We start from the raw sequence: 25836 nt of genomic DNA, 5'->3' as shown, positions 1-25836 counted from the left end.
CGGCTCCCATGTCCGAAATCGACTGCCAATACTGCGCACATCGCAACCTTGTCGGTACTCCACGCTGTGAGCACTGTGGTGCGCCGTTGCGACGCGACAACCGACCGGGGCCGACACAGAAGGGCGTCGTAGTGCCTACGCCCGCACCGCCGGCGGTTCCACTCACCGCGCGGCTGCCCAGGCGGCTCGCCAGGCTGTGGCGGCCCGTCGCGGCCGCGGTTTTCGCCAGCACGGTGCTCGTCGGGCTGGCTTGGGTGATCATGCAGTCCAGCCCGATGGAAATTCCTCGACCGCCAGTAACTACCGCCGCCGACTCGCTGCCTGCCTCGATTCGTGGGATCGCGTCCTGTCGTTCGCACAATCAGCAACAGGGTATCGACCGATGTGTCATATCGGCACACAGTCCGATGCTCAGTGGTGGTTTGGCAAACGGCCTGGATCTACCGTTCTACATCCAGCTCTCCTCACCGGATCAGGCCAACTGGCTCGTGGGGCGATGGCGCGGTGCCGGGAGCACGGTCGTCTCCGAGGGCCGCACTGTGGCTGCGATCAGCCCCGCGAATGCGGTGTTGTATCTGGACACCGTCACCGGATTCCATTTGGAGACTGGATCTTTCGCCAGCAAGGCGGCCGCACGAACATTTTTGGCCAGGTCCGGTTTGGTCGGGTGAACACTATTCGCCATGCTGACCGCACTCAGGGCGGGACCGCTGTACCGCACTCCCCGCAGAACCGTGCGGTGGCAGGCACAATATTGCCGCAGCGGTGACACCGCCGATCAATCGCCACCAGGTGGTTCCCGCACTTGTGACAGAAGCGCGCGCCTGCTGGGTTGGCACACCCGCACCCAGTGCACACTGAGTCGGAGGTTGAGGCCGCATCGTCGGAGCCGGAGCAGCGGCGGGAATTGTCCGCCGCCTGTGTGTGCAGCTGCTGAACAGTGCTCAATCCCAGAGCCGCACCGAGAAACCCGCCGGCATCGGTACGGGACAAGCCATGTCCGGCGCCGAGCGCCAGTTCGCCAGCCGCGTACGGCTGGAACCCGCCCGCGATGTCGATGTAGGTGCGGTCTTTGGCCAGGCGCTTGATCCGGTCCGTGTCCTCGGGCGCGAGATTGATATCGAAATTGCCCAGCCGTGTGATTCGCACCCCGTACTCCGACAATAGCCGGTCGGCGACCTCGCGCACCGCAGTATCCACCTCGGCCAGGTGTGCGGACAACCCGAGGATCGGCCACCTGCCTTGGAGAATTCCCTGGGTTACAGCGACTTTCATCGATCGCATCAGAATGTCCGAACACCAGGCGGGTACGGTGTCGGGATCGGCGAGATCGACAGAACCGATCAGCCCGCTGACCAGATCACTCGGCTCGCGCACCGCTATCGCGTATTCGCCGAAGACTCGCAGCGTCACGACCTGCTGGCTGTGCGGGTCGGGGATGTCATCGATCCGACCGCCGAACCGGTTGCCCGGGAACTCCCGTGTGCGCAGAAAGTACAGTTCGGCCCGATAGGCATTGGATCCGGTCAGGCGATCGATGACCGCGCCAAGGCCGGGAAGTTCAGCGGTGTCTACTCGGTGCCTGCCAGGCCCCATGACGTCGGTGACGTGACCGGAATCGACGAATAGAGCAATCTCATCGGTGTTGACGATGATTCGGGAGAATCGCCGGATATTGACGTCGGGCCATTTGTAGACCAGCTGATTCTTCCGCTCCTCGGGAACAGCGATGAATTCCCGCTCGAACCATGCCATGCCTTCCTCCATCGCGTTCGCAACCGCCTGCGCCCGAAGGTCTTTCGAAATGACGAGTGTATCGGCCAGCAATCGGGGACAGGTGTGCCTGAACAGTCCCCAACTGAGGGAAGCTGTCTCGGCTTTGCCCGCACTGTGCGAGACCACAATGGGTGGCGCCACAAGGAAACGGGGCTGGGATGGCGAAAACGGGTCAGACGTCCGCGCCGCGGACAATCGACTACACGTTGCTCGGGCGCAAGCTCATGTTCGTCGACGAGTTCGCGCTCGAGCCCGGGTTGCGCAGAAAATTGGCCGACCGGCGCGCGGCAGGCTACCCCCCCGCGCATCGGGGAACGGGCCCAGGCGAGCGTGAAGAATCCACAGCGTGGGCGGGGCTAGCCATCGCCGGTGCGACGGCTGCTCCTTTCCTGATTGCCGGGGGCCTGGGCTGGACCTGGCTGGGGTGGCTGCTCGGGTTCGGCGTGCCGATCGTGGTCGCGATCGTGTGTGGCCGGCTGATCGGCGCGCGAAATCGCCTGGGGCTCTCGGCAGCCGAGCGGCAGGCGGTCGCGGTAGCGACTCGATACCTGGTGTTGCCGTCAGCGGACCCGCCGGATTCATCGGCGCTGGAGACCGGGGCCGAGGAGATCGTCGGTCGCGCCTGGGTGGTGTGCCGGCGAATCATGGGCTCAGGGGCGTGGGCCAGTGGCTACCTCGACACTCATCGGACGCGGCTGGATCCGGCCGCGGAGCTGGACAGCGTCATTCAGCACGCCTTGCACCTGCATTGCGTGGCCCGGCACTTGAGGTCGGCCCGCACAGGCGCACGCGCCCCGATCGATGCCGGTTGGCGCAGCCTCTGCGATCGTGTAACCGCGTTGGCCGAGTACAGCGTGCACCTCGACCAGCTCGCGGCCGAGTTGTCCTGCGCCGACTCGGTCGCCGCGGAATCAATCGAGGCCGACAGCGCTGTTGTGCAGGTGCACCTCAACACGGTCGCCGACGAGTTCGCAGCCGCCGGTATCCGGCAGCTGCAGGAGGAGGCCGACGATGTCGGCGTGGTGATCGGGGAGCTCGTCGCCACTCTCGACCGCGACCTGGCCGTCGTCACCTCGTTCGCCTCAGGAGATGCCGGTCCGAGGGGCTGAATTCGCCTCCCACACTTGGGGATATCGGCCCGTAGGTTGTCGCTTCAACTGTTCTTAGGATCGTTTCGTTCTGCATCGAGCCACACAATCCGCATAGTGAGGGAAGCCATGAGCGCAACCACGAAGGATGTCATCGAGGGCTGGATCCGAGCCCTCAACACCAGCGATCTGGACGGTGTGCTGTCTCGCCTCACCGAGGACGTGACCTGGCACGTTCCCGGTGACTTTCTCGGGTTGTCGGGAGTTCATCGCGGACACTCCGAAGTGGTAGCCCTGCTGGGGTTGCTGGCGACGGTCTTCGAGCCGGGGACCCTGCGGGTTGAGCCGCATCGGATGATCACCGGCGAGGGAGCCGCCGCTCTCGAATGCACTACCACGGCCCGCGTTCTCGACGGGCGGGAGTACCGAAACCGCTACGCATTCCTTTTCGACATTCCCGACGGCAGGATTTCCGCTATTCACGAATATCTGGACACCGACTATGCCCGGCGCGTGTTGTTCCCCGACTCGGCGACCGTCCCCGAGTGAGGAGAACGGCGATGACGAGAACACAGCGGGATCTGACGGGACGAGTAGTGGTGATAACCGGTGCCAGCTCGGGCATCGGTGCGGCCGCGGCAGCCGTGTTCGCAGCTCAGGGCGCGCGTGTGGGCGTGGTCGGCCGAAATCCGGAACGCACCGAGGCGGTCGCCGCCAGCATCGGCGCGGACCCGTTCGTCGCGGATTTCAGTAGGCTCGACGACGTGCGAACGCTCGCGGCACAACTGGGCGAGCACTATCCGAGAATCGATGTGCTGGCCAACAACGCCGGCGGCGCCTGGTCACGTCGAACCACCACCGTGGACGGCAATGAGCAGACCTTCCAAGTCAATCACCTCGCACCGTTCCTGCTGACCATGTTGCTGCTGCCGCGTCTGATGGCAGCCCTCCGGCCGCGGGTGATCAACACCGGGAGCATGACCTATCGGTGGGCTCGGCTCCGCCCATCGTCAGTGAACGCCGCGACGGGTCGATACTCACTGTTCGGAGCCTATGCCAGCTCCAAGCTGGCAACGGTCCTGTTCACCAGGGAACTCGCGCGCCGGACGATCGACAGCTCGTTGACCACGGCCGCCTTTCACCCCGGCGCTGTGGCCACCCACGTGTACGATGACTTCCCACTCGGGTTCGGGAAGCTCATCTCGTCGCCCCTGTCGCGACCGGTGTTCATGACCCCAGCAGCGGGTGCGGGTCCACTGGTGCACCTGGTGACCACGCCCGATACCGCAGCGATCGATGGGCGCTACTTTCATCGGTTCACACCGGAGAATCCCCGCAACCCGCAGGCCTTGGACCCTGCGTTGGGAGAATGGCTGTGGACGACATCGGAGCGAATCACCGGCGTGCCTTGAGGTCCAGCCGAGGTTTGAAGTCCAACCGGTGTTCCCACTGGAGACGATATGGAACGCTCGGCCTATGGCGGGAGGTAAGTCACAGCATCCCGGCCTGGCCCGAGCGCTCCGAGACAGGGTGAAACTCCACCGACGCCAGCTGCGCTTGGACAGTCAGGATTTCACGGTGATCGGGCTGCGGCCAGGCACGGCAGCGCGATTCAGCACTGGCTATTTCGACCATGAGTTCATGAACAGCACCCATTCCTGGCAGATCCCGTCGGACGATCGGGGAGCCGAGATGTCGGGACTGCTCTTGTGCGCGTTGGCATTCCATGCTCGACCGACCACGTGCAGATGTGGTTGGGATTTCGCCGACGTCGGTCGAGACGACCGGCAACTGAACATCTTCGGCGATTGTGCAAACCTCTGGATCAGACCGACACCAGAGCCTGCTCCAGTAGGGACCGGCCGGTGACGGGGCGGCACAGACGTGTTCGCGAGGCCGCTTTCCCGGTTGGAGCCGAACGGAACCGCCTGTCGCCGGCGCATAGAATGCCGTCTCGACGACTCCGAGCAACTCAGCGACCTCAGGTCGGCGTGCAGCGCATGCCTGCGACCCTGTCCCGTCGCATGCTGGCTTTGTTTGCCGTCACATGTGGCAGTGCGGCGGCGAATGCGCACTTCTCCTCGGTAGTCACCCCACTGGTCGCACAGGGATTCGCGGTGTCACCGAGTTCGGCGGCGCCGATCGTCACGGCATCTCAATTCGGCTGCGGAGCTGGCATATTCCTCCTGGTTCCACTAGCGGATCGACTCGCTCCCCGTCACCTCGTGGTCGGCATCCTCTGGGGTGCCACGGCTGGATTACTGGTGGCGGCCACCGCATCGAATCTGCTCGTGCTCGTGGTCGCCAGTGTTGTGATTGGTGCCGCGGCCGCTGTGCCTCCGATCGTCACTGCAATGGCGGTCGGGCTGGCATCGGCTGCACACCGGGGCTTCGTCGCCGCGGTCCTGTTCGGTGGCGCGACCATCGGAATAGTGGTGGCTCGCGGCATGGCCGGCGCGCTGGCCGAGTGGTGTGGCTGGCGAATGCCGTACGTGATCCTCGCTGGGGTCATGGCTGTCCTGGCAGCAACGTTGGCTGCAGTGTTCCCGCCGATCGGCGCGGCGACGCGGATACCCTATCCGGCCTTGCTGAGAACCACCGCGCAGCTGTGGTGGACGCTGTCCGCCTTGCGCCGAAGGGCCGTCGATCAGGCGATCGTGTACGGGTGCTTCATGGCGGCGTGGACCGGCGTCGTCCTGGTCTGCGCAGGATCCAGCTACGGCGGCGGCTCGACGGTGAGTCTGATCGCCTGGGTCTGCGCGACAGGTGTGGCGATCACACCGCTGACCGGCCGCCGTATCGATCGATCAGGGTCCGATCTCGTGAGCATCGCCAGTCTGCTCGCTGTCTCGTTCGCCGGGGTAATCATGCTCCCCGGGTCGTCGGGAGGCATGACCGGCCTGAGCTGCCTGATCCTGGGCATGACGGTGCTCGACGCGGCAATGCGCGTAGGGCAGATTGCCAACCAAACCGCCGCACTGGCATTGCAGCAAGAGGCTCGCGGGCGCGTAAACACCGCCTTCATGGGCTGCGTGTTCCTCGGCGGCGGCGCCGGGTCGCTGATCGGATTGCAGCTGTTTCACCGATTCGGTTGGGGCGCAGTCAGCATTCTCGTCATTGTGCTACCAGCCGTGTTGGTGGTGCGCCATCTGGCCGCGGCGCCGCCCGTCGAGAATCACGCGCACACCACTGTGACCTGATACTTCACGCACGCCGCTGTAGGGGTATCGCCGCGAGGTCTTCCCACCAGCAGGGAATCTCATTGGGCGGGCGCATGATTGGCGGGCGATGGTGCGGCCTGGGCGCACTCGCAGGAAACGTCTGCCTCCGAACGACGCAGGGCGTCGACGACGCCTTTTCACCTCCTGGAGGGAAAACGCTGTGCCGCTTGCCGATTCATCCGATCCCGTTGCCCACTTGGCCACCACTCAACTTCGGCTCGATGCCGGACCCGTCGACTACGGATTGGTCGCGCTCTATTTTGTGTTCGTCCTCGGCATCGGTTGGCTTGCCCGCCAGCGGGTATCTTCCAGCATCGACTTCTTCCTCTCGGGACGTTCACTACCGGCCTGGGTGACGGGCCTGGCCTTCATCTCCGCCAATCTGGGTGCGGTCGAGATCATGGGCATGTCAGCCAACGGTGCGCAGTACGGTTTCCCGACTTTCCACTACTTCTGGATTGGCGCTATACCGGCCATGCTGTTTCTCGGCGTGGTGATGATGCCGTTCTACTACGGCTCACAGGTGCGTAGTGTGCCGGAGTTCATGCTGCGCCGGTTCGGACCGGGCGCGCATCTGGTGAACGCGCTGAGCTTCGCACTGGCGCAGGTGCTCATCGCCGGGGTCAACCTGTATCTGCTGGGTTCGATCGTGAATGTGCTGCTGGGATGGCCGCTGTGGGTGTCGGTGATCGCGGCGGCGGTCATTGTGCTGTCCTACATCACCCTCGGTGGACTGTCGGCGGCAATCTACAACGAGGTGCTGCAGTTCTTCCTGATCGTAGCGGCGCTGCTCCCGCTCACGTTGGTGGGGTTGGACCGGGTGGGCGGTTGGAATGGCCTGCGGAACAGCGTGGCCGCCTCGCCGGGGGGTGCGGCGCAGCTCGAGTCATGGCCAGGCAATGCTCTGAGCGGGTTCTCCGATGGTGTGTTGTCGGTGATCGGGATTGTGGTGGGGCTCGGGTTCGTACTGTCGTTCGGCTACTGGACGACGAACTTCGTCGAGGTGCAGCGAGCGATGGCGACACACTCCATCTCAGCGGCGCGGCGTACACCGGTGATCGGCACCTTCCCGAAGATGTTCATTCCCTTGATCGTCGTGATCCCCGGCATGGTCAGCGCGGTGCTCGTGCCGCAGATGGCCGACTACAAGGCCACCGGAGTCGGGGAGGTCACCTACAACCACGCGCTGCTGTATCTGATGAAGGAGGTGCTGCCGACCGGATTGCTTGGTGTCGCAATCGCCGGGCTGCTGGCCGCCTTCATGGCCGGCATGGCGGCGAACGTCTCGGCGTTCAATACTGTCTTCAGCTTCGACCTGTGGCAGCGGTATGTGCGACGCGATCGCGCCGACAGCTACTACTTGTCAGTGGGACGGCTGGCGACGGTGGGGGCCACGCTCGCTGCGGTGTTCACTTCGTTTGTGGCGTCTAGTTTTTCGAACATGATGGACTATCTGCAGACGCTGTTCAGCTTCTTCAACGCCCCGCTTTTCGCCACCTTCATTCTCGGCATGTTCTGGAAACGGATGACACCGACTGCGGGCTGGATGGGGTTGGTGTGCGGCACCGGGTCCGCGTTCGCGATCTTCCTGTTGCACCAGACAGGGGTCTTCGAATTGTCTGGGCAGGGTGCGAGTTTCGTTGCCGCAGGCGTTGCATTCGCGGTCGATCTGGTCGTCAGTGTCGCGGTCAGTCAGGTGACGCGACCGAAGCCTGCGGTCGAGCTGGTCGGACTGGTCTACTCGGAGACCCCACGCGAACTGCGCCTCGATCCCGAGGCCGCGACACTGCCGTGGTACCAGCGCCCGGTACTCCTCGCCGGAATCGCTTTGCTGCTGGTTGTCGCCCTCAATATCGTCGTCGGATAGGACTCGGACATGATTTTCGATATCCGCATCATCATCGGTGCACTGCTGGGCCTTTACGGACTGACCCTTGTGGTAACCGGACTTTTTCAGACCGTTGCGCGAGAACGAGGAGCCGAGGTGAATGTCTGGTCTGGCGCAGGCATGGCTGCGGCAGCGGTTGTCTTCATCGCTTGGGCGTCGCGGCGGCCGCTTTCCGCTGAGCATGAGGACCAGAAGGATGAGCCAGCGGTACCGCTGCCGGCAATCAGCTCACCGTTGCTGCCGACGCCGTCCAGTGAACCATCGCAGCCCGCGCCTCGGGACTGACCAATTCGGTGCTCGAGCTGCAGATTCACCTGTCTCAGGTTGTCGTGAGACTTCCACCCTTCGGGTGACCGGAACTGCGGGGCGGTGACATAGCGACGCCAGGTCGCCGCTGCGTCCGCGGCGAGTCTTGTCGTCGTGACGTGGTGATATCCGAGCGCGTCGGCGACGACGGGGGCAGGCATCTGCTGGACGTGCTGGCGCATGGCCGACGTCCGGCCCGGAACGTTCAGGACACCAAGCGCTTTCAGCAAGCCGCCCAGGGTGTCGGGGTGCATCGGTTGCCCGGCCCGTCAACCGGGGAACAGCCAGCGCGAATCGCGGTCGGTGGCGGAGCGCATCGAGCACCGCGCTATGTAGACGCCGTCAGGGCCGCGGGTCGTGCTATAGGAGTACAGGGGACCCGCATTTGTCCCGGATGTGATCTCATCCCCGAACACTCGTGTCGTCACGAACCCCAACCTCCGCCGAATCGATAGACCTCATCGGCAGCGAGCCAAGCGCCAACCAATCCGCAGCCGGAACATGAAAATTGTTCTCTACCAGAGATCTACGGCCTAGCCGCCGGACCGGCCAATACTACGGCGCCCCCTGTGCCGGGCCGGAGATCCGGCCCGGTGTCATGGGCGCACAAGACGGCGGAAGGCGAGGCGGTCGAACTCGCGGCCATATTCGTCGACAGCGGTGACTTCCATTTCGCTGGCGAAGATTCCGGGCCGGACGTCGATGCGTAGAAACGAGTAGTTGTGGAAACGCACTCTCGACCACGGTGCAGCTTCGGGATCGCGGTTCCCGTCCTCGGTCGTGGTGTAGCCGGCCGCGACGACGTCTACTGGTAGTTCTTCGTGGCGGAACGTTTCTGGTGCCGTAACGGTGAACGTATGCCGCGGGCGTCCGCCGCCGCCGACGGTGTAGTAGACAGTGCCGTCGGTTTCGGGGTAGACAACGGTGTTGTCGCTTGCGACGGTGGTGGCGACCCCGGCACGGATCGGGTCCGTGCGCTCGAAGGCGTGGTTGTGCCCTTGCAGGACGAGATCGACCTGATATCGGTCGAACAGCACGCACCAGGCATCACGGACCCCGCCGTCGCTGGAATGGGCGGGGATGGTGGAGTAGGCGCAATGGTGGAAGAAGCAGACGATGAAATCGATGCTGGGATCGGCGCGATAACGGGCCAACGTGGCTTCGGCCCAGCTCGTCTGAGCCCCATCGGAATAGCCGGTGTTCGCGCGGATCTCCCATGAGACATCATTGGCGTCCAGGGACAGCACGGCGACGTTGCCGTACCTGAAGGTGTAGGCCGAGGGGCACCCGGCGGGACCGTTGCCCGGCAAGTCGAGCCGGGCCAAGTGTCCTCCGTACCCGTTCGTCCCGTAGATGGCCTCCATGTCGTGGTTGCCCGTCGCGAACATCCACGGAGTGTCGGCGGCGCTGGTCTCGATGGCCCCGAAATAGGTGTCCCACACGTAGGGATTGAACTTGTCGAACCCAGGGGAGGTGCGGGCGCCGGGTGTGACGAACTGACTGGCGCGACCGTGGCCTTCCACGTCTGCGTAGGCTATATCGCCTGCAAGGATGTGGAAGTCCGGTTTCGCCGCGGCGATCTGGCGCAGCACGTTCGCGGAATGGGCGGTTCCCGGATCATTGTCGGGTGCGTAGTACCGGTCGTCGTAGTCGCCCGGCGGGGTCCCCGGTGGTCCAGACGGTGATTCGGCAGTTCCCTGGTCCCCATCATCGTGAATCGGAACGGCAGAACAGCGGCGCGGACACTCGGCGATGCCGGTGTGGCAGTTCGGATGTCGCTGCAGAACCCGTCGGAGGTCCGCCAGCGGTAGAAGTGCGGGATCCGGGGCAGTAGCCCGTCGACGTGGGCGTGGACGTAGAACTGCTCGGCCCCGAGCACCGAACCGTCGGTGGTCGGCACCTGGGTCAGAAGATTGCGCACCTCGGCGATTTCAGTGGCGCCGAGCGCGGGCGTGGGTCCGTGGTCGAGGTACACAAGGGACTTCTCCGGGCGCCGGGACAGTTGCCCCGAGAACCGGATCTGGGTAGCCGCGTCAGCGCCGTATCCGATGTGGCGGCCGCCCACGGCGAGTGGCGCATGGTCTGCGTAGGCGAGTTGCCCGAACGGGGAAAATCCGGTGGCCATGGCGGCCGCACCGGCGGCGGTGCCGCGCAGGATATTGCGCCGGGATACCGGACGGCGGCGCAGGTACTGGCGGTGCCATTCGTGCTGTTCGGCCATTGACATGTCTGCGGCGGTCCGAGCGGCTATGCCGGTGTCGTGAAGATCACCCGTGCGGTGGAGAGGATTCATCGCGTACGGCCATCCTGGCCCGGCGCGCGAACAGCGGTGGCTTTGTACATTCTGGCACAGCGCATCGGCCCAGTCTGCAAGTCCTCCGCAGGCCGTCACTTCCCACCGCTGGGACGGTTGCTCTTGCGAGGTGTACGCAGAGTAGGAGTATGAAGCCTCTGCCAGAAATCGATTCTTCCCTTGCCGCTACGGATCCGACGTCCATGGCGTCGTTCAACGAGCTCGTGGTCGCCGAATACCGTGCTAATGCTGGGCAACTGAGCGGTCAGTTCGCCGATCTCCCGGTGTTGCTGCTGACCACTCTCGGCGCGAGATCGGGATTGTCGCGCACTACTCCGCTGTGCTACATCGAGGAGTCGGGAACCTACGTCATCGCTGCCTCCAAGGCAGGTGCCGACCGGAACCCGGACTGGTACCACAACCTGGTAGCAGATCAGGGGGTCACGGTCGAAGTCGGTGCGACAACATTCGACGCTGTCGCGACAATCGTCGAGGGTGACGAGCGCGACCGACTCTATGAACGACTGGCGCGGGCTCTGCCGTTGTATGCCACCTATCAGCACAAGACCGAGCGTACGATCCCGGTGGTGGTGCTGCGGCCTCGTCCCTAAACGACGAATGCTCCCACCTCTGGCTATCCACCCTGAAATATGAGCTGCTAAACAGCGGTACATTACTCTTGCCGAACTAAAGGAGTGCTGTCCTGCAAACCGTCGGCCGCGGCACGGATAGTGGCGCGGCCGACGTCCGAGGGCGGGGACGCCGCTCATTCAGTCACGCCGTCTCCTCGAGCCGCGTACGTGCATCTCAGGGCTGGCAGCGGAGCTCGCCGGTAAAAGTGCCGGCGTTTTCACCGACCGCGGAGATTGTGAACCTGGCGCCTCCAGATCCGGAGTTCACCGCGGCCAGATCACCGCTTCCCCCGCCCGGACTGATCTGCCAAATCTGCTGCCCGGAGCGCTGGCCGGTGACGGGGTCCACGTTCGGTGAGACGTATCCGTCGCTGAGCTTGTACGTCATACTTCCGGTGCCGCAACCGTCCACTGATCCAGTGAATGTCTCTGTCCCATAGAAGTATTCGGTGCCGAGCGGCAGGTTAGGCAGGCCTCGGTAGAAGCACGCCTTGTAGTCTGCCGCCCCCTGCCATTTACCAGTGAAGGTGGCGTGACCTTCCATTGCAACGCCAGCGACACCGTCGATGGTTTCGCATTCCATGGCGGTGGGAACCACGGTTCCATCGTCGTGGAACAGCGCGTTTACAGGGATGATGTGTCGATCGGGTGCGGCCGAAGCCGACGCGGCTGCCACGCATACTGCTACCACGGTCGTAGCTGTGATGGCCCCTCCGATCCATCGGTTTCCGGCCATGGGAGGTGTTCTTAATCCAGTCATTTCGCCTCTTCCTGGTGTACCGCAGTGGATACTACGATCGGGTGGACGGCCGGACGATGGCCCGAAAGTGGCCACTACTCAACCGTCCGCCCCTGGAAGAGGTCGACTGCAGAACTAGTGGAGACATGGAGCGTTGATCGGTGAAGTTCACTCCCACCGCCCGGTCGGCCGGTCTGATCGGCCGGGATCTGCAGAACATACTGAGTTTGCTGGAAGATTGCGAACGGGCCTCGTCCTTGAGTGAGTTCCGCTCCGTGACGCTCGAGGGGATGGCTCGTTACCTTGGCTACCGGAATACCGGATTTTTCGTCGGGGCCACCCTGCCGCTCTGTTTCGATGACCTATCCACACTGGTGAACGGCCCAGTTGCGCGCTTGGCGCCGCAATTCTTCGAGCATTATCGACATGCTGACATCTTCGCTGAGCCAACCGGGATTCAGTTGTTAGACAAGCGTCGAGTGGCGACGCTGGATCAGCTTCCCCGCCCGGCCCGGCCCCAAGTCCGTGATTACGTAGACAACTTCCTGCTTCGCAACGGCATTCGCGCCGAGATGGCCCTGCACATTCGCGGGTCGGGCAGCATGACGGCGTTGATCAGTGCGGTCGACAGCGAGTCAGGCGCGTTCGACGCCCGTGACCTGGCTATCGGGGAGATCCTCGGTCGGCATCTAGGCAACCTTTTACGTTGGCACACCGGCGAGCCGGTCTACACGTCTCCGGTCGCTACCATACTTTCGGCGCGCCAGGCGGAGGTCGTCGCGCTCTTGGCATGCGGTTTGACCAACACAGAAATCGCCAAGACCCTCAACATCACTCTGGACACCGTCAAAAAGCACATAACCCGTGCGCTACAGCTCACGGGGTGCCGCAACAGGACAGAGCTGACCCTGGAATGGCGATCGCAGCCCACCTCGGCCGCTGATTGTGCTCTACCGTCACCCGATCCGGTGCATTCCAGAAGCAGCTGACGGCCGACGGCGTGCTCGAGCGGTATGGCCGCGAGGCCGAGCCGAGCGTTGCGTCAGTTGCCGAATTCCCGGGTTCCCAGCTGGGGGGATATGCCGGTTACTGGGAGGATATTCTGTTGCGGCAGAATCTATTTCAAGACGAAGGAGTCGCTCCGATGTGGACGATTCGGCGTCCGCTCGAGGGGGATGGGCTGCGGTTGCGCGCCCTACGGCTACGCGCGCTCCGAGATGCCCGAGAGTTCTTCTTGGAAACGCTCGAGGCCGCGGAGGCGCTTGATGCAGCTGCCTGGGAGGCACGTGTTGCGCGATACAACCAGCCCGGCCGCCAGGTTCTCATGGTTGCCGAGCGCAACACCGACCACTCGTGGGTCGCCATGGCAGGAGCGCTCGTGGACCACGAAAGTGAAAGTGACGATTTCAACCTCCCCGATCCACCTGTGGCACAGGGAGATCGGTGGGCGATGGTCTGGGGAGCTTGGGTCGAAAGAGCACATCGTGGTCATGGCCTGGCCGATGACCTGTGTGCCGCGTTGTACACCTGGGCCGCTGATGAAGCAGGCGTCGATTGGTTAGGTCTGCATGTCCGTGACTGCAACTCGCGCGCAATCCGATTCTACGCTCGACAGGGGTTCGACATTGTGGCGCGCCGTTCCTACCCGGCGCATCGTGTGACCGCGCTGGTCATGGTCCGGGCTATCGCTCGGGCCTGCGCAGGTGCTTCCCTGGGGGCCGCACCACGTTGATGGTTGCGGGTGTCAGTACACCTTGCCCTGCGGTCAGAGGCTTCCAAGCCGTTCGAGTATGCATCACACTGCGTATTCCGAATACTCCTCGACTTCCACTGTCTCGTTGAGCTATTGGATAGGACCCGCAGCCTCGGAGCCGAATCCGAGGACCGAGGGCTGACCAGCCTTCGCGCGCGCAGCGCCGGTCACCCGAGTATCAGGCAAGGGCGGTTTCGTGTATGTCCGCCGCGCCAAGAACGCCGACTATGTGGGCGCTGGCAGCCGTCCGCCACGCCAAAGATTGGGAAATGCTCTAACGGGCCCGCCGGTAGAACGGCAACGACACACCGCCGCACTGCGCAGACTCTTCAACGTCATGCTCAGCAAGCGCTACCACTGCTTGAAATCCGGGCCGGGTCTACGACCGAGCGCATGCCTTTGCCACGACCGAGATCTCCGCTGTCGCTTGACATCCCGTGTTGGTGAGATGTCTAGCGGCACCGGCGGGCACGGGCGCGCCCTCTGGACAACGGTGCGGAGTCGTGGAACGCGCCGCGCCGTCGTCACTGTGGCGCGCTGAGGCTTTCCGCGGTCGTGAGACTTTAGGGGCGTGCGGGAATCGTCGCTCGGGAGAGGATAGACAGGTCGAATGGACAGAGCGTATCGGTCCGTTCCCACAGCGCTGGGGCGACCGTGTCGCGTTGCCGCGCGTGTTCGACCGGGCGAAGACCGTGGACGCGGAGAAGGGTGTCCATGTCCTCGACCGTGAGGAAAGTCTTCCAGGGTTCACCCTGTTCGGCGGTGGCCGCCATGACCAGTTCTGCGTAGGCCTGCCCGATTTCGTCGCGGTGTCCGGCCGGAAGTAGGTGTTCGACGACGAGCTCGGTGCCCGGTGCGAAGCCACCGAGCACGGCCAAGGTCTGCTGGATGGCTTCGAGGGTGACGTACATCGTGACACCGAGCCAGCTGATGAGGGCGGGTTCATCGCATCGGAAGCCAGCACGTGCGAGGTGATCGGGCAGCGACGAGGAGGGTTCCTGTTCGAGGTCGATGCGGACGAACGCCACCGACGGTGGCAGCGCCGCGCTCGTCTCGGCCAGTAGTTGCTGCTTCCAGCGCTGGGTGATGGATTTGTCGACCTCGAATACTCGTACACGGTCAGCGAGTTCGGATCGGTAGGCGAACGAGTCCAGGCCGGCGCCGAGGATCACGTACTGGCTGACGCCTTGGCCGACCAGTCGAGCCAGCTGGTCCTCCGTGTAACGGCTTCGGGTGGTGGCGGTGGTTCGCGCGCCCGACAGAACAGGGTGGTCGCCAAAGGAGCGGTGGTACCCGAGGAGTTCTTCGGCGTGTTTGCCAAGGAAGGCGTGTGCCAAGGGATCGGCGAAGATCGAGGGGGCGTCGTCGTCGACGAGGTGCGCCGCGCGTGCGGCGGCGGACATGAGGGCCGTACGACTGGGTTGCTGGTTGTCCTCCATGACAACCAACTCATCTGACAGGCGGCAATTTATACCACATATCAAAATCTTTCACAAGATGGTTTTGACTGCTAGACAACGACCATGTAACCGCCGCCGGCAAAGTTCCCAACACGGGTTATACCGTCAAACTTCGTGTCGTCCGATAGCGGTACGTTATGCAGCGTCGTGATATTGGCCGGTAACCGCACACGGCGGGCCGCCCGGAAGAGACGGGGACGAACTCGATGGCAGGCAGCAAACTCAGAATGCTCGCGGCGATCACCGTTGCGGCGGGTGCAGCATGGCTCACAGCGGTGGCCACAGGCGGGCAGGCACAGGCTGTGGTCGGCAACCCCTGCCTGTGGGCAGGTGAGGTATACGAACACGATAAAACGATCACCGCTGGGGGCTGGTCGTACACCTGCGGTGTCGGCAGTTACGGCGGCCCGCAATGGTTTCGCGGCCAGCCCGTCGGCGAACACAGCACGGTGGCCAACCCAGGGGCACGCTCGAATCCCGCCGGCCGCTTCAGCCCCGGAGCTCAGCAGCCGGGTACAGACTACAACGATTACTGCGTCGGTGATCAGCTGATCGAAGGCGCCGACGACATTTACGAAGTTGTCGTGGACCACCGCGGTTTCCAGTGGTGGAAAGCCGCAGGGCCCATCTCGCGGTGGACTTTCGGTGCCGGCGAGCAGCGCCCTGGCACGTCGTGGCGCTCCTCGAGCATGTGCTATGACGGAGTTCTCAGCTGAAGAACCTGACCACCTGAAAACCGGACCCTCACTTCCCACCGCTGGGAAGATGCCGGCCGAGGTCGTGTTGTCGCGGAACCTACCCTGTCGCTAGCTCGTGGCATATGACGAGCTACCGCTGGATGAGGGACTGCGATGAACGACTTCGCCCGATCGCGCTCGTGGACGACCGGCCGCCGGACCATCGGCTCGCCCTCGCGAGCATGGCAGTCAGGGTGCCGCAGTGGCGCATTCGCCGCTGGTGGCCGCACGACCACGACGCGGCTCAGCGTGAGCGATCGCGTCCGCGCGATATGGGAAGACGTGCTGTGCTGCGAGGTCCACGAGGAGCAGACGCTGATCAGCCTGGCCGGCACATCGTTGCAGGCCATGCAGATCCTCGGGCGGGTCCAGACCGAGTTCGGCATCTCCGTTCCCGTCCACCTGGTCTTCGACACCGACTTGGCCGCGTTCACCCGGATCATCGCAGCCGCAGCCCATCAGGGGGCTAAGACAGCCGACAGCTCGCCGATCGGCGAGCGGTTCCGTGCTCCGCTGTCCCCCGCGCAACAGCGACTGTGGTTCGTGGACAAGATGTTTCCGGGGCGCGCTGACTACAACGTCGCGCTCGCCTTCCGGGTGACCGGTGCGTTGGATACACACGTCCTTGCCGAGGCCCTGACCGATCTAACCGAGGCCCACCCGGTCCTGCGGATCGCAATCACCGACAGCGCCGCCGGGCCAACCCAACAGGTGCGCCGCACCGCGCCGATCGCGTTGCATGCCGAACCCGTCGACGAGGCCGACGTCACAGCCATCGTCCGCGACGAGGCTCGCGCGCCTTTCGACCTGACCGGGGGGCCACTGTTTCGGGTCCGGTTGCTGCGCACCGCAGCCGACCACATTCTGTTGCTGAGCTTCCACCATGTGGTAACCGACCGGCATTCCACCCGAATACTGCTGCGCGACCTCGCGCGGTACTACGACCTCCGCAGGCGAGGCACACCGCCACCACCGGTTGCGCCGGGACCGGGCTATCTGGACTATGCGTTGCGCCACCGCGACCTATTCGACGTCCACGACCGTGAGGCCGAGCTCGACTTCTGGACACGGTTGCTGCCCCATGGACTTCGGCCGTTCGAGATGATCGCTGCGGGCGACGTCCTGGTCGACGACGGCGACGAATCAGGTCGGCTGCGGGTCGTCGTTCCCGCCCACCTTCGCCATCGGCTGACTGCGCTGGCTCGGCAACACAACGCGACCCTGTTCATGACCCTGCTCGCAGCGTGGGAGTTGCTGGTGACACGGCTGTCGGGGCAATACGAGGGCACCATGACCGTCCCTGTCGCTGGACGGCTCGATCCCGACTGGGAAGACACGGTCGGACTGTTCGCAAGTCCGCTGGTGTGGCCGATTACCGTCGTGCCGGAGCAGTCCTTCATCGCGCTCCTGGGACATGTACGCCAGACGGCCATGGCGGTGTACGCGCATCAGGAACTGCCCGTCGAACAAGTAGTGGCTCATTTCGGCTCCGCGCGCAGCGTGCAGCGGGATCCGCTCGCAGCGATCAAGTTCACCCTCGAAGAAGGGGCGGCCGCGGTCCTCGACCTGCCGGATCTGCGGGTCGAGACGCTGGAGGTGGAGACCGGAATCGGCCGGTTCGACCTCGGAATGGAGATGGAGGACATCGACGGCACGCTGACCGCGACGCTGACCTGGCGGCACGGTCGGTATACCAACGACACCGCGCAGTCGATTCTGCACAGATACTTGCAGGTGCTGGAATGCGTTGTCGCCCAGCCGGATCGTGCGGTGATCGACTTCGATCTGCTGACCGAACAAGAGCGGGTCGCCATCCTCGCGCGCTCGCGCGGACCGCTTCGGGCCGCGGGATGCCCGGTGCCGACACGGGTCGCAGACCTCATCGACCGTGCACCCCACCAGGTGGCGGTCGTAGCTCACTCGGCTCGACTGACCTACGCCGAGCTCGACGCATACGCCGATCGGGTCGCGGCCTGGCTGACCGGTGTCGGTGTCGGGCGGGGCGATCGGGTGGCGCTGCGTCTGCCTGCGTCGGTGTGGTTGCCGTGCGCGGCCCTGGGGGTATGGCGGATCGGCGCGGCGTACGTGCCAATCGATCCTGAATGGCCTGACGAGCGCACCGCCTGGGTGCTCACCGACAGCGGTGCTCGCGCATTGATCACGGCAGGGGAAGAGCCCGAGATCGAATGGCAGGGTCCGGTCGCGGCGGTGGTCGACCTGCCGGGCGTGGACAACCAGATCCGCCGCCACACACCGATCCCGCTGGATCTGGCGTACGTCATCTATACCTCCGGTACGACAGGCCGCCCCAAAGGGGTGATGGTCGAACACAAGTCGCTGGCCAACCTTGTGCACTGGGCAGGCGAACGCCTGTCGATCACCCCATGGGACCGGTGCGCGCTGGTGTTCGCGACGAGCTTCGATCCATCCGTGCTCGACATGTGGGCGGCACTGTCGCACGGCGCCACCCTGCACATCGCCGAACCGGAGCATCGCCGTGATCCGGGACTGCTGTGCAGTTGGCTCGGCGACCAGCGGATCACCCTCGTGGGCGTGCCTACCGGTCTCGCCGAGGCACTGCTGGCGCTACCCCGCAGCGCAACCATGGATTTGCGTATCCTATGTACGGCGGGGGACCGGCTGCACTGGGACAGTGATGCGACGGTGCCGTTCGAAGTGGTCAACGCCTACGGCCCTACGGAAACGACGATCTACGCAACCGCCGCACCGGTCCGCCGCCGTGCCGATCATCGGGCTCCGCCCATCGGACGTCCGCTGAACAACCTTGACGCTCATGTTCTCGACGCCCGGTTGCGTGCTGTCCCCGACGGCACCGTCGGCGAGTTGTACCTCGCCGGTCCCGCCGTCGCTCGCGGCTATCTCGGCCAGGCCGGACGCACCGCGGAACGATTTGTGGCTGATCCGTTCGGAGCTGGGCGTATGTACCGGACCGGTGATCTGGTGCGCTGGCTGGCTGACGGGCAACTCGAATTCATCGGGCGCAGTGACCAGCAGATCAAGGTGCGCGGCCGTCGCATCGAACCTCAGGAGGTCGAGACGGCGATGCGCGAGCATCCCACCGTCGCGCACGCGGTCGTCATCGGCCGCGGCACTCGCCTTCTGGGGTACTTCGTCCCGGCTGACGGTGAGGTGACCGATGTCCAGGACGACATTGCGCGGCGGCTGCGTGCGCGACTGCCCGCGTATCTGCTACCGGATCAGCTGATCCCGATTCCCGCGCTCCCGCTGACCGCGAACGGCAAAGTGGACCGGCGAGCGCTGCCTCAGCCTCGCCACACCGGTGCGCGGTACGTCACACCGGTCGGCACCGAACGCCGGATTGCCGCAACCTTCGCCGAGATCCTCGGGTGCGGCTCGGTCGGTGCCGGAGACGACTTCTTCGCCCTGGGTGGCGATTCGCTGGCGGCCGCCCGGGTGGTTGCCGTGCTGGAACATGCACTGGGACGACAGGTCCTGGTGCGGACGCTGTTCGAGGCGCCAGTGGTCGCCGAACTCGCTGAGCGGATCGACACCGACCGCGCCGCCGCCATTCCGGCCTCGGTCGCGAGCCAGCGGCTCGATCGGGTCCCCCTCGCGCCTGTCCAGCAGCGAATGTGGTTGATGAACCGCGTCGATCCCCAGTCGCCCGCCTACAACGTTGCCGTGGCGCTGGGATTCAGCGGCCCACTCGACCGTGCCGCCTTAACCGCCGCGCTCGGCGACGTGATCGCTCGACACGAACCGCTGCGTACCCGCTATCCGGAGGCAGACGGCACTGGCTACCAACTCATCGTCGATGCCGATGCGGTTTCGCCGCATCTGGAACCGGTCGCGATAGCGCTCGATCAGCTGGAACCGGCCATGGCCGCCGTAATAGCCGTCCCATTCGATGTCACCACCGCGGTGCCGCTGCGGGTGCATTTGTTTCGAACCGACACCGAATCTCATGTGCTGCTGCTGGTGGCACACCACATCGCTGTCGACGGCTTCGCCGCGACGACGCTAACGCAGGACCTGCTCGCCGCCTATGCGGCACGCGCACGCGGCACCGAGCCTGACTGGTCACCGCTGACCATCCACTACGCTGACTACGCGAGCTGGCTACGACGCCGCCTCGGCGCGGAGGACGACCCTCAATCCATGCTGTCGCAGCAACTGCGCTACTGGAGTGGCGCGCTGGCAGGAGCACCCGATTGCCTGCCACTCCCGACCGACCGTCCGCGCCCGGCGGATTCTCTGGGGGCCGCGGCAATGGTCACTCGGTCGGTACGGCCCGAGGTGAGCCAGGCCGTCGAGCAACTGGCCCGCGCCCGCCGTATGACCCCCTTCATGATGATCCACGCGGCCCTGGCGGTGCTGCTGGCGCGGTTGAGCGGGGTGTCGGATGTTGTGATCGGCACCCCGGTGGCGGGCCGAGGCTCGACACGGCTGGATCACCTGGTGGGAATGTTCGTCAACACACTGGCACTGCGGACAGAGGTGCGCCGGGAGGACACCTTCGGTGAGCTGCTGGATCGAATTCGGAGTACGGACCTGGGAGCGTTCGGGCACGCGGAGGTCCCGTTCGACCGTGTCGTGGAGGAGATCGGCCCTTCCAGAGAAGGCGGGCGGCATCCGATCTTCCAGGTATTGCTCGCATTCACAAGCCCGGCAAGGGAATTGAGCGCGACGGGACTGGAGGTGCGCAGGCTCGAGCTGGACCCGGTCGCGGCGCAGTTCGACCTCACCGTGACCGTCACCACCGATGCCCGCGGAACGACAGTCGGTTTCTGCTATGCCACCGCGCTGTTCGATTCCCCGAAGATCGAGGCCATGGCCGAGCGGCTCGAGACGATCCTTTCGACAATCATCGCCGATCCGGAAACGGTGGTGGGCGACATCGATATCCGAACCCGCGCCGAACGAGCACAGATCACCTTCGCTCCCGCATCGGCCGCACCGGCCACGATGGGCGAGATCCTGGCGCGAGGTGCCGCTGTCGATCCTGACTCGCTCGCGGTGATCGCCGACGGTAAGCACCTGACGTATCGGGACCTCGATGCCTGGTCCGACCGGATCGCGCATGAGCTGATCGGGCTGGGCGCAACTCCGGAAAAGCTGGTGGCGATAGGCATCACGCGCTCGCTCGAGTCGGTTGCCGCGGTGTGGGCGGTAGCCAAGACAGGTGCCGCGTTCGTTCCGGTGGACCCGGCCCACCCGGAGCTGCGTGTCGCCCGGATCCTCGAACTCTCGGGTGCGCGTCTGGGCGTCACGACCTCCGAGCATCGTGCACGATTCCCCCACTCGGTGCGGTGGGTCGAAATCGATAGCAGCAGAACCGATTCTGCAGCGGATGCGATATCTGTCACCGCACTCCGCGCCCCGACGGCGCGACCGGACAACGCCGCGTACATGATCTTCACTTCCGGATCCACCGGGGAATCCAAAGGCGTGGTCGTCACCCACACCGGACTTGCCGGGTTGATCGCCGCCGCACGCGACCGCTACGGTGTGACCGCCGAATCTCGGGTACTGCACGTCTGTTCACCGAACTTCGACGTATCGGTACTGGAGTTGGTGCTGACCGCCAGTGTGGGCGCGACTCTGGTCGTGTCACCCCCGCATGTGTTCGGAGGTTTCGAACTCAGCGAGCTGATCCGGCGAACCCGCGTGTCCCACGTGTTCATCACACCCTGGGCCTTGAGCACCGCAGGCTCGACCGGGCTCGACGATCTCGAGGTGGTCGTGGTCGCCGGCGACCGGTTCGGACCCGAACTGGTGGCGGAATGGGCGGTCAGCGGTAGGAGGTTCTACAACGGCTATGGACCGACGGAGGCCACCATCCTGGCGACCGGCACCGACGCGCTATCGCCGCAGCAGCCGATCACCATCGGAACAGCCCTCCCTGGCATCGGTGTCCACGTCCTCGACGACCGGCTCCAACCGGTTGCGGAAGGCGTGGTCGGCGAGCTGTATCTGTCCGGATCGGCTCTGGCGCGAGCATATGCCGGTCGCGCGGACCTCACCGCGTGCCGGTTCGTTGCCTGTCCTGATCCAGCTGACGGCGAACGGATGTATCGAACCGGCGATATGGTCCGATGGCGGCATGGCGAACTCGAGTACGTCGGCAGGACCGACCATCAGGTCAAGCTCTCGGGAGTGCGGATCGAGCTCGCTGAAGTGGAGGCGGCGCTGCTGTCGCAGCCACAGGTCGCGCAGGCGGTCGCGGTAATCCGCGACGACCCACGTCGAGGGCCCCTGCTGGTCGCGTACGTCGTAGTCGATCGTGCCGAACCCCCTGGGGCACAGGAGAAACATCGTCGGAGAGGCCGCGATACCACTGAGCTGCGCGCCGCGATAGCCCGACACCTTCCGGCGTACATGGTTCCCGCTGCACTTGTCGAAGTCGACCGCTTTCCCCTCACCCGGAACGGGAAACTGGACCGGCAAGCCCTGCCGGCTCCGCCGTCGAGGGGTGACCATCGGGTCTGCAAGCCACCCAGGACCGCGACCGAGCACGCTGTCACCGCCGGTTTCGAAGAGATCCTTGCCAATGCTCCTGTCGGGGTGAACGACAATTTCTTCGATCTCGGTGGCACCTCGACCGCCGCAGTGCGTCTGGTGTCGCGATTGCGAGAACGTACCGGTCTCGCGTTCCCGGTGCAGTGGGTGTTCGCCGATCCGACCCCTGCGGGACTCGCTGCCCGAATCACCGGCTCGGCGATGTCCGGACACGCCGACGACGCCCTGCGGACGGTGTTGCCGATCCGTGCCACGGGTCGGCGGACACCGCTGTTCTGCATCCACCCGGCCATCGGTCTGTGCTGGGGTTACACCGGGCTGGTGCGCCACCTCGACGAGCGGCCGATCTACGGACTGCAGTCTCCGTTTCTCACCGATACTGACACTGCCGCAGACGATTTGGGATATCTGGTGGACGTCTATCTCGAGGCGATTCGCGGGGTTCGTCCGCATGGTCCGTACCTATTGCTCGGCTATTCCGCAGGTGGTCCGATCGCCCATGCACTCGCGGTCGAGCTGCGTCGCTGTGGTGAACACGTTGCTGGATTGATCATGCTAGACAGTCGAGCGGGAGATTTGCGCGAACTGCCCGACGAGCGGGAGATATACCGACTCGTGCTATCCGAATTGGACGGTGCCGCACCGGGTGGAGTGGCCCCCGAGCGGGGTCGAAGGAGCGAAGGTGGGTCAGCCAGCGCCCTGCGTGGGATCGAGCGCGCCTACCGTGACGTGCTCACCCGGTTGTCGGCCCATACTCCGGAGATCTTCGACGGTGATCTGTTGTTTTTCTCAGCCGACCATGCGGACGACGGGCGGAGTCCGAACATCGCGACATGGCGTAGCCACGTCGGCGGGCAGATCATCGAGCACCGGGTGGGGTTCGACCATCGCCGACTCTTGTCCGTGGCCGCGCTGCAAGTGATCGGTCCTGTCGTGGCTGAATATGTGCGCACCGTCAACGCTGACATCTGACCGCACTTTGGCGTTGAGACGCATGGTCGGCTGAATCCCCTGCCCGATCGCAACCTGTTGTGAAGCTTACACAGTGGCACATCGCCACCATGGGGAAGTCCAGTCCCGCAGATCGAGTTCCCACACGTGGTAAGGCCTAAGAATGGGGTGGACAGCAGGCGTGCCGCATAGCTTGTGTGTCGATTCGAGCAGCCAACAGCAGGAATAGGGTCATATGGCTATACCGGACAGTCGAGTACTCGGCCGAGTCGTTCAGCATCCCATCGACTTTCTCGACTTTTTTCCCGCCGATCCCACTCTTTCCACGGTATCGGCGACCTGCAGCGAGGTTTCGGCACTGTGCCCGGTGACCGGGCAGCCCGACATTTATACAGTCATCATCGAGTACAACCCCGTCGGCCGTGTGATCGAGTCCAAATCGCTGAAGCTGTTTCTATGGAGATTCCGCGACCAACGCATCGGATGCGAGGATCTGGCCTCCACCGTTGCCCGGGACCTGCACGCACAGCACTCGACCGAGTACACCGTGACCACGATCCAGCAGTCGCGCGGTGGGATCGTGTTGCGGGCAACCGCGAAGATCGGAGACCACCGGTGAGCGAGACGACGATGCTCCGCCGTGTGTTGGTACTGCTGTCGGGCGGTATGGACTCGACGACAGCGCTGGTCGACTGCGTCCACGACCCAGCTGTCGCGGAGATAATGGCGTTGTTCGTCGACTACGGGCAGCGCCACATCATCGAGTTCCTCTCGGCCACCTCGATCGCAGCTCGGTACGGGGTGCAGTTGACCCGCTTGGATCTGACCGCGTTCGGGTCGCAGGTGAACTCGGTCCTTACCGGTGCCGGCGAGGTTCCGCACGGCCACTACACCGCCGCGACGATGGCGCAAACAGTGGTGCCCAACCGGAATGCGACGATGCTCATGGCGGCGGCTGGAATCGCCGCGTCCCACGGCCTCACCGAGGTGGTGACCGCAGTTCACGCCGGTGATCACGCGATCTATCCCGACTGCCGGCCGGAGTTCATGGACGCCGTCTCCAAGGCTGCGCAACTGGGATGTGGCGTCGGTGTACGCGCTCCGTTCGTCCACAGCAGCAAGGCCGATATCGCTCGGACCGGGGCTCGATTGAGCGTGCCGTTCGAACTGACGTGGTCCTGCTACGAAGGCAAGCTGGGTGGGCACTGTGGGCGCTGCGGGACCTGCGTGGAACGCGCGGAGGCTTTCTTCGAGGCCGGTGTCGACGATCCCACCGTGTATCGCGATCCGGACTTCTGGCGGCAGGCCACCGCATGAGCCTGACGATCACAGTCGGTCACACTGCCGAAGCGGCCCACCGGATCCCGGTGTTGTCGGGCGTCGGCGCGAAATGCCGCAATGTGCACGGCCATTCCTTCGTCATCGAATGGAGCTTCCGAGCCGATGACGTGGATTTGGAACAGGTGGAGTTCGGTCGTATCAAGCGTGTGCTGCGGGGCTGGATCGATGAACACTTCGACCACGGGTTCGTCTGCCACGTGGACGATCCGGTGGGCGTGTTTCTGGCCGAACAGAACCTCAAGGTTTTGACCCTGCCGAGCTGGCCCACCACCGAGGCGATCGCCCAGTATCTTGCGAGCGTTGCGGACGAGCTCCTGCCCGAGCTGACGCTCACCGGCGTGCTGTTGCGGGAAGGCCCGTCCAACCAAGCCCGCTGGACTCGCGATCATGGGTGAGTTCACGTCCGCGGACACTCTCCCGGTCGCCGAGCAGTTCGGTCCCACGATCCAGGGGGAAGGCCCCCATGCGGGCAAGGTGTCGCAATTCATTCGACTGGGTACCTGCAATCTGGCGTGCTCATGGTGCGATACCCCTTACACCTGGGATGAGCGACGATACAACCTGGCCCGCGAGACCCCGCCGGTGGCGGTGGAGGACCTTGTCGAACGCGCGACACCGGAGATGCTCACGATCATCTCCGGTGGGGAACCGCTGATGCACCAACGCAAACCCGCGTGGCTGCGGTTGCTTCGAGGCCTCGACGACCGAGGATGCACCATCCACCTCGAGACCAACGGCACGCTGGAACCGAATACGGTGACCCGGACCTACGCCACCGCTGCGGCGGTCTCACCGAAATTGGGCAATGCTGGCACACACCGCCGCGGCCAGCGACCGGATCTGCATCCGGGTTGGGCGGCCTATGTGCGCAGCAGTCGAGATCGGCTGGCTCGCAGGGCGTTTCTGAAGTTCGTCGTCGCAACTGCCGAAGAGGTGAACGCCAGCGCCGAATACGCCCAGCGTGCTGGATGGCCGCGGGACCGCGTCTGGGTGATGCCGCAGGGAACCGGCGTGGAGGAACTGCAGTCTCGGTGGCCGGCGATTGCGCGCCGGGCCGCGGATGTCGGTGTGAACGCCACACATCGCATTCATGTGCTGGCATTTGGCGATACGAAGGGAACCTGATTGTCAACGCAGACATTGATCGGCG

General features: G+C 64.5%; 19 protein-coding genes and 1 pseudogene. 16 read left to right on the top strand and 4 right to left on the bottom strand.

Annotated elements, in window-relative coordinates:
* Positions 1-8 precede the first annotated feature (8 nt).
* Complete coding sequence (locus AB0H50_RS27230) at positions 9-671, top strand: hypothetical protein (protein WP_357457810.1); 663 nt, start codon at positions 9-11, stop codon at positions 669-671.
* Between the two features lie 25 nt (positions 672-696).
* Here AB0H50_RS27230 and AB0H50_RS27225 read toward each other — a convergent pair whose 3' ends face one another.
* On the bottom strand, positions 697-1971 hold the full coding sequence (locus tag AB0H50_RS27225; protein WP_357457807.1) for an SPFH domain-containing protein: 1275 nt from the start codon (positions 1969-1971) through the stop codon (positions 697-699).
* Between AB0H50_RS27225 and AB0H50_RS27220 the strand changes: the two genes are divergently transcribed.
* The 6 genes from AB0H50_RS27220 (at position 1935) to AB0H50_RS27195 (ending at position 8258) form a co-directional block, all read left to right on the top strand.
* Complete coding sequence (locus tag AB0H50_RS27220; protein ID WP_357457805.1) at positions 1935-2885, top strand: hypothetical protein; 951 nt, start codon at positions 1935-1937, stop codon at positions 2883-2885. The two genes, AB0H50_RS27225 and AB0H50_RS27220, sit on opposite strands and share 37 nt — an antisense overlap.
* A gap of 108 nt (positions 2886-2993) precedes the next feature.
* The gene (locus AB0H50_RS27215) at positions 2994-3413 is read left to right on the top strand and encodes a nuclear transport factor 2 family protein (protein ID WP_357457803.1); all 420 of its coding nucleotides are present in this window, start codon (positions 2994-2996) and stop codon (positions 3411-3413) included.
* A gap of 11 nt (positions 3414-3424) precedes the next feature.
* Positions 3425-4276: an SDR family NAD(P)-dependent oxidoreductase gene (locus AB0H50_RS27210; RefSeq protein ID WP_357457800.1), complete on the top strand. Its 852-nt coding sequence runs from the start codon at positions 3425-3427 to the stop codon at positions 4274-4276.
* Between the two features lie 588 nt (positions 4277-4864).
* On the top strand, positions 4865-6064 hold the full coding sequence (locus AB0H50_RS27205; RefSeq protein ID WP_357457797.1) for an MFS transporter: 1200 nt from the start codon (positions 4865-4867) through the stop codon (positions 6062-6064).
* Between the two features lie 217 nt (positions 6065-6281).
* Positions 6282-7952, top strand: coding sequence for a sodium:solute symporter family protein (locus AB0H50_RS27200; protein ID WP_357458337.1), 1671 nt, complete (start codon positions 6282-6284; stop codon positions 7950-7952).
* A gap of 9 nt (positions 7953-7961) precedes the next feature.
* Entirely contained in the window at positions 7962-8258 is a 297-nt protein-coding gene (locus AB0H50_RS27195) for a hypothetical protein (protein ID WP_357457795.1), read from the top strand.
* A 617-nt stretch (positions 8259-8875) separates the two neighbouring features.
* On the opposite strand, the pseudogene AB0H50_RS27190 reads toward AB0H50_RS27195, so the two are convergent.
* Positions 8876-10572 (bottom strand): annotated as a pseudogene (locus AB0H50_RS27190) (metallophosphoesterase).
* 149 nt (positions 10573-10721) lie between these two features.
* On the opposite strand from AB0H50_RS27190, the gene AB0H50_RS27185 reads away from it, so the two are divergent.
* Entirely contained in the window at positions 10722-11183 is a 462-nt protein-coding gene (locus AB0H50_RS27185; protein ID WP_357457792.1) for a nitroreductase family deazaflavin-dependent oxidoreductase, read from the top strand.
* Positions 11184-11379: 196 nt separating this feature from the next.
* On the opposite strand, the gene AB0H50_RS27180 is transcribed toward AB0H50_RS27185, so the two are convergent.
* The gene (locus AB0H50_RS27180; RefSeq protein ID WP_357457790.1) at positions 11380-11880 is read right to left on the bottom strand and encodes a hypothetical protein; all 501 of its coding nucleotides are present in this window, start codon (positions 11878-11880) and stop codon (positions 11380-11382) included.
* A gap of 224 nt (positions 11881-12104) precedes the next feature.
* Between AB0H50_RS27180 and AB0H50_RS27175 the strand changes: the two genes are divergently transcribed.
* Together AB0H50_RS27175 and AB0H50_RS27170 are read left to right on the top strand one after the other, a co-directional pair.
* Positions 12105-12932, top strand: a complete 828-nt coding sequence (locus AB0H50_RS27175; protein ID WP_357457787.1) for a LuxR C-terminal-related transcriptional regulator — start codon at positions 12105-12107, stop codon at positions 12930-12932.
* A 155-nt stretch (positions 12933-13087) separates the two neighbouring features.
* Complete coding sequence (locus AB0H50_RS27170) at positions 13088-13675, top strand: GNAT family N-acetyltransferase (RefSeq protein ID WP_357457784.1); 588 nt, start codon at positions 13088-13090, stop codon at positions 13673-13675.
* Between the two features lie 584 nt (positions 13676-14259).
* Here AB0H50_RS27170 and AB0H50_RS27165 read toward each other — a convergent pair.
* Positions 14260-15135 carry an SAM-dependent methyltransferase gene (locus AB0H50_RS27165; protein WP_357457781.1) on the bottom strand — a complete coding sequence of 292 codons (876 nt, stop codon included), beginning with the start codon at positions 15133-15135 and terminating at the stop codon, positions 14260-14262.
* A 227-nt stretch (positions 15136-15362) separates the two neighbouring features.
* On the opposite strand from AB0H50_RS27165, the gene AB0H50_RS27160 reads away from it, so the two are divergent.
* The 6 genes from AB0H50_RS27160 to AB0H50_RS27135 all read left to right on the top strand — a co-directional run bounded on the left by AB0H50_RS27160 (position 15363) and on the right by AB0H50_RS27135 (position 25811).
* Positions 15363-15872, top strand: a complete 510-nt coding sequence (locus AB0H50_RS27160; protein ID WP_357457778.1) for a hypothetical protein — start codon at positions 15363-15365, stop codon at positions 15870-15872.
* A 270-nt stretch (positions 15873-16142) separates the two neighbouring features.
* Entirely contained in the window at positions 16143-23366 is a 7224-nt protein-coding gene (locus AB0H50_RS27155; RefSeq protein WP_357457775.1) for an amino acid adenylation domain-containing protein, read from the top strand.
* A gap of 214 nt (positions 23367-23580) precedes the next feature.
* Positions 23581-23964, top strand: a complete 384-nt coding sequence (locus tag AB0H50_RS27150; RefSeq protein WP_357457772.1) for a hypothetical protein — start codon at positions 23581-23583, stop codon at positions 23962-23964.
* Positions 23961-24662 carry a 7-cyano-7-deazaguanine synthase QueC gene (queC, locus tag AB0H50_RS27145; protein ID WP_357457769.1) on the top strand — a complete coding sequence of 234 codons (702 nt, stop codon included), beginning with the start codon at positions 23961-23963 and terminating at the stop codon, positions 24660-24662. Before AB0H50_RS27150 ends, queC begins: the two co-directional genes overlap by 4 nt.
* A complete protein-coding gene (locus AB0H50_RS27140; RefSeq protein ID WP_357457766.1) occupies positions 24659-25081 on the top strand; it encodes a 6-carboxytetrahydropterin synthase in 423 nt (140 codons plus the stop codon). Before queC ends, AB0H50_RS27140 begins: the two co-directional genes overlap by 4 nt.
* Positions 25074-25811: a 7-carboxy-7-deazaguanine synthase QueE gene (locus tag AB0H50_RS27135; protein ID WP_357457763.1), complete on the top strand. Its 738-nt coding sequence runs from the start codon at positions 25074-25076 to the stop codon at positions 25809-25811. The genes AB0H50_RS27140 and AB0H50_RS27135 overlap by 8 nt, the downstream gene beginning before the upstream one ends.
* The last annotated feature ends 25 nt before the right edge of the window (positions 25812-25836 follow it).

This window comes from Nocardia sp. NPDC050793 (assembly GCF_040654065.1).
In the GTDB taxonomy this organism is placed as follows: domain Bacteria; phylum Actinomycetota; class Actinomycetes; order Mycobacteriales; family Mycobacteriaceae; genus Nocardia.
Note: the sequence above shows the minus strand (reverse complement) of the source record. Positions and strands in the feature narration are given on the sequence as shown.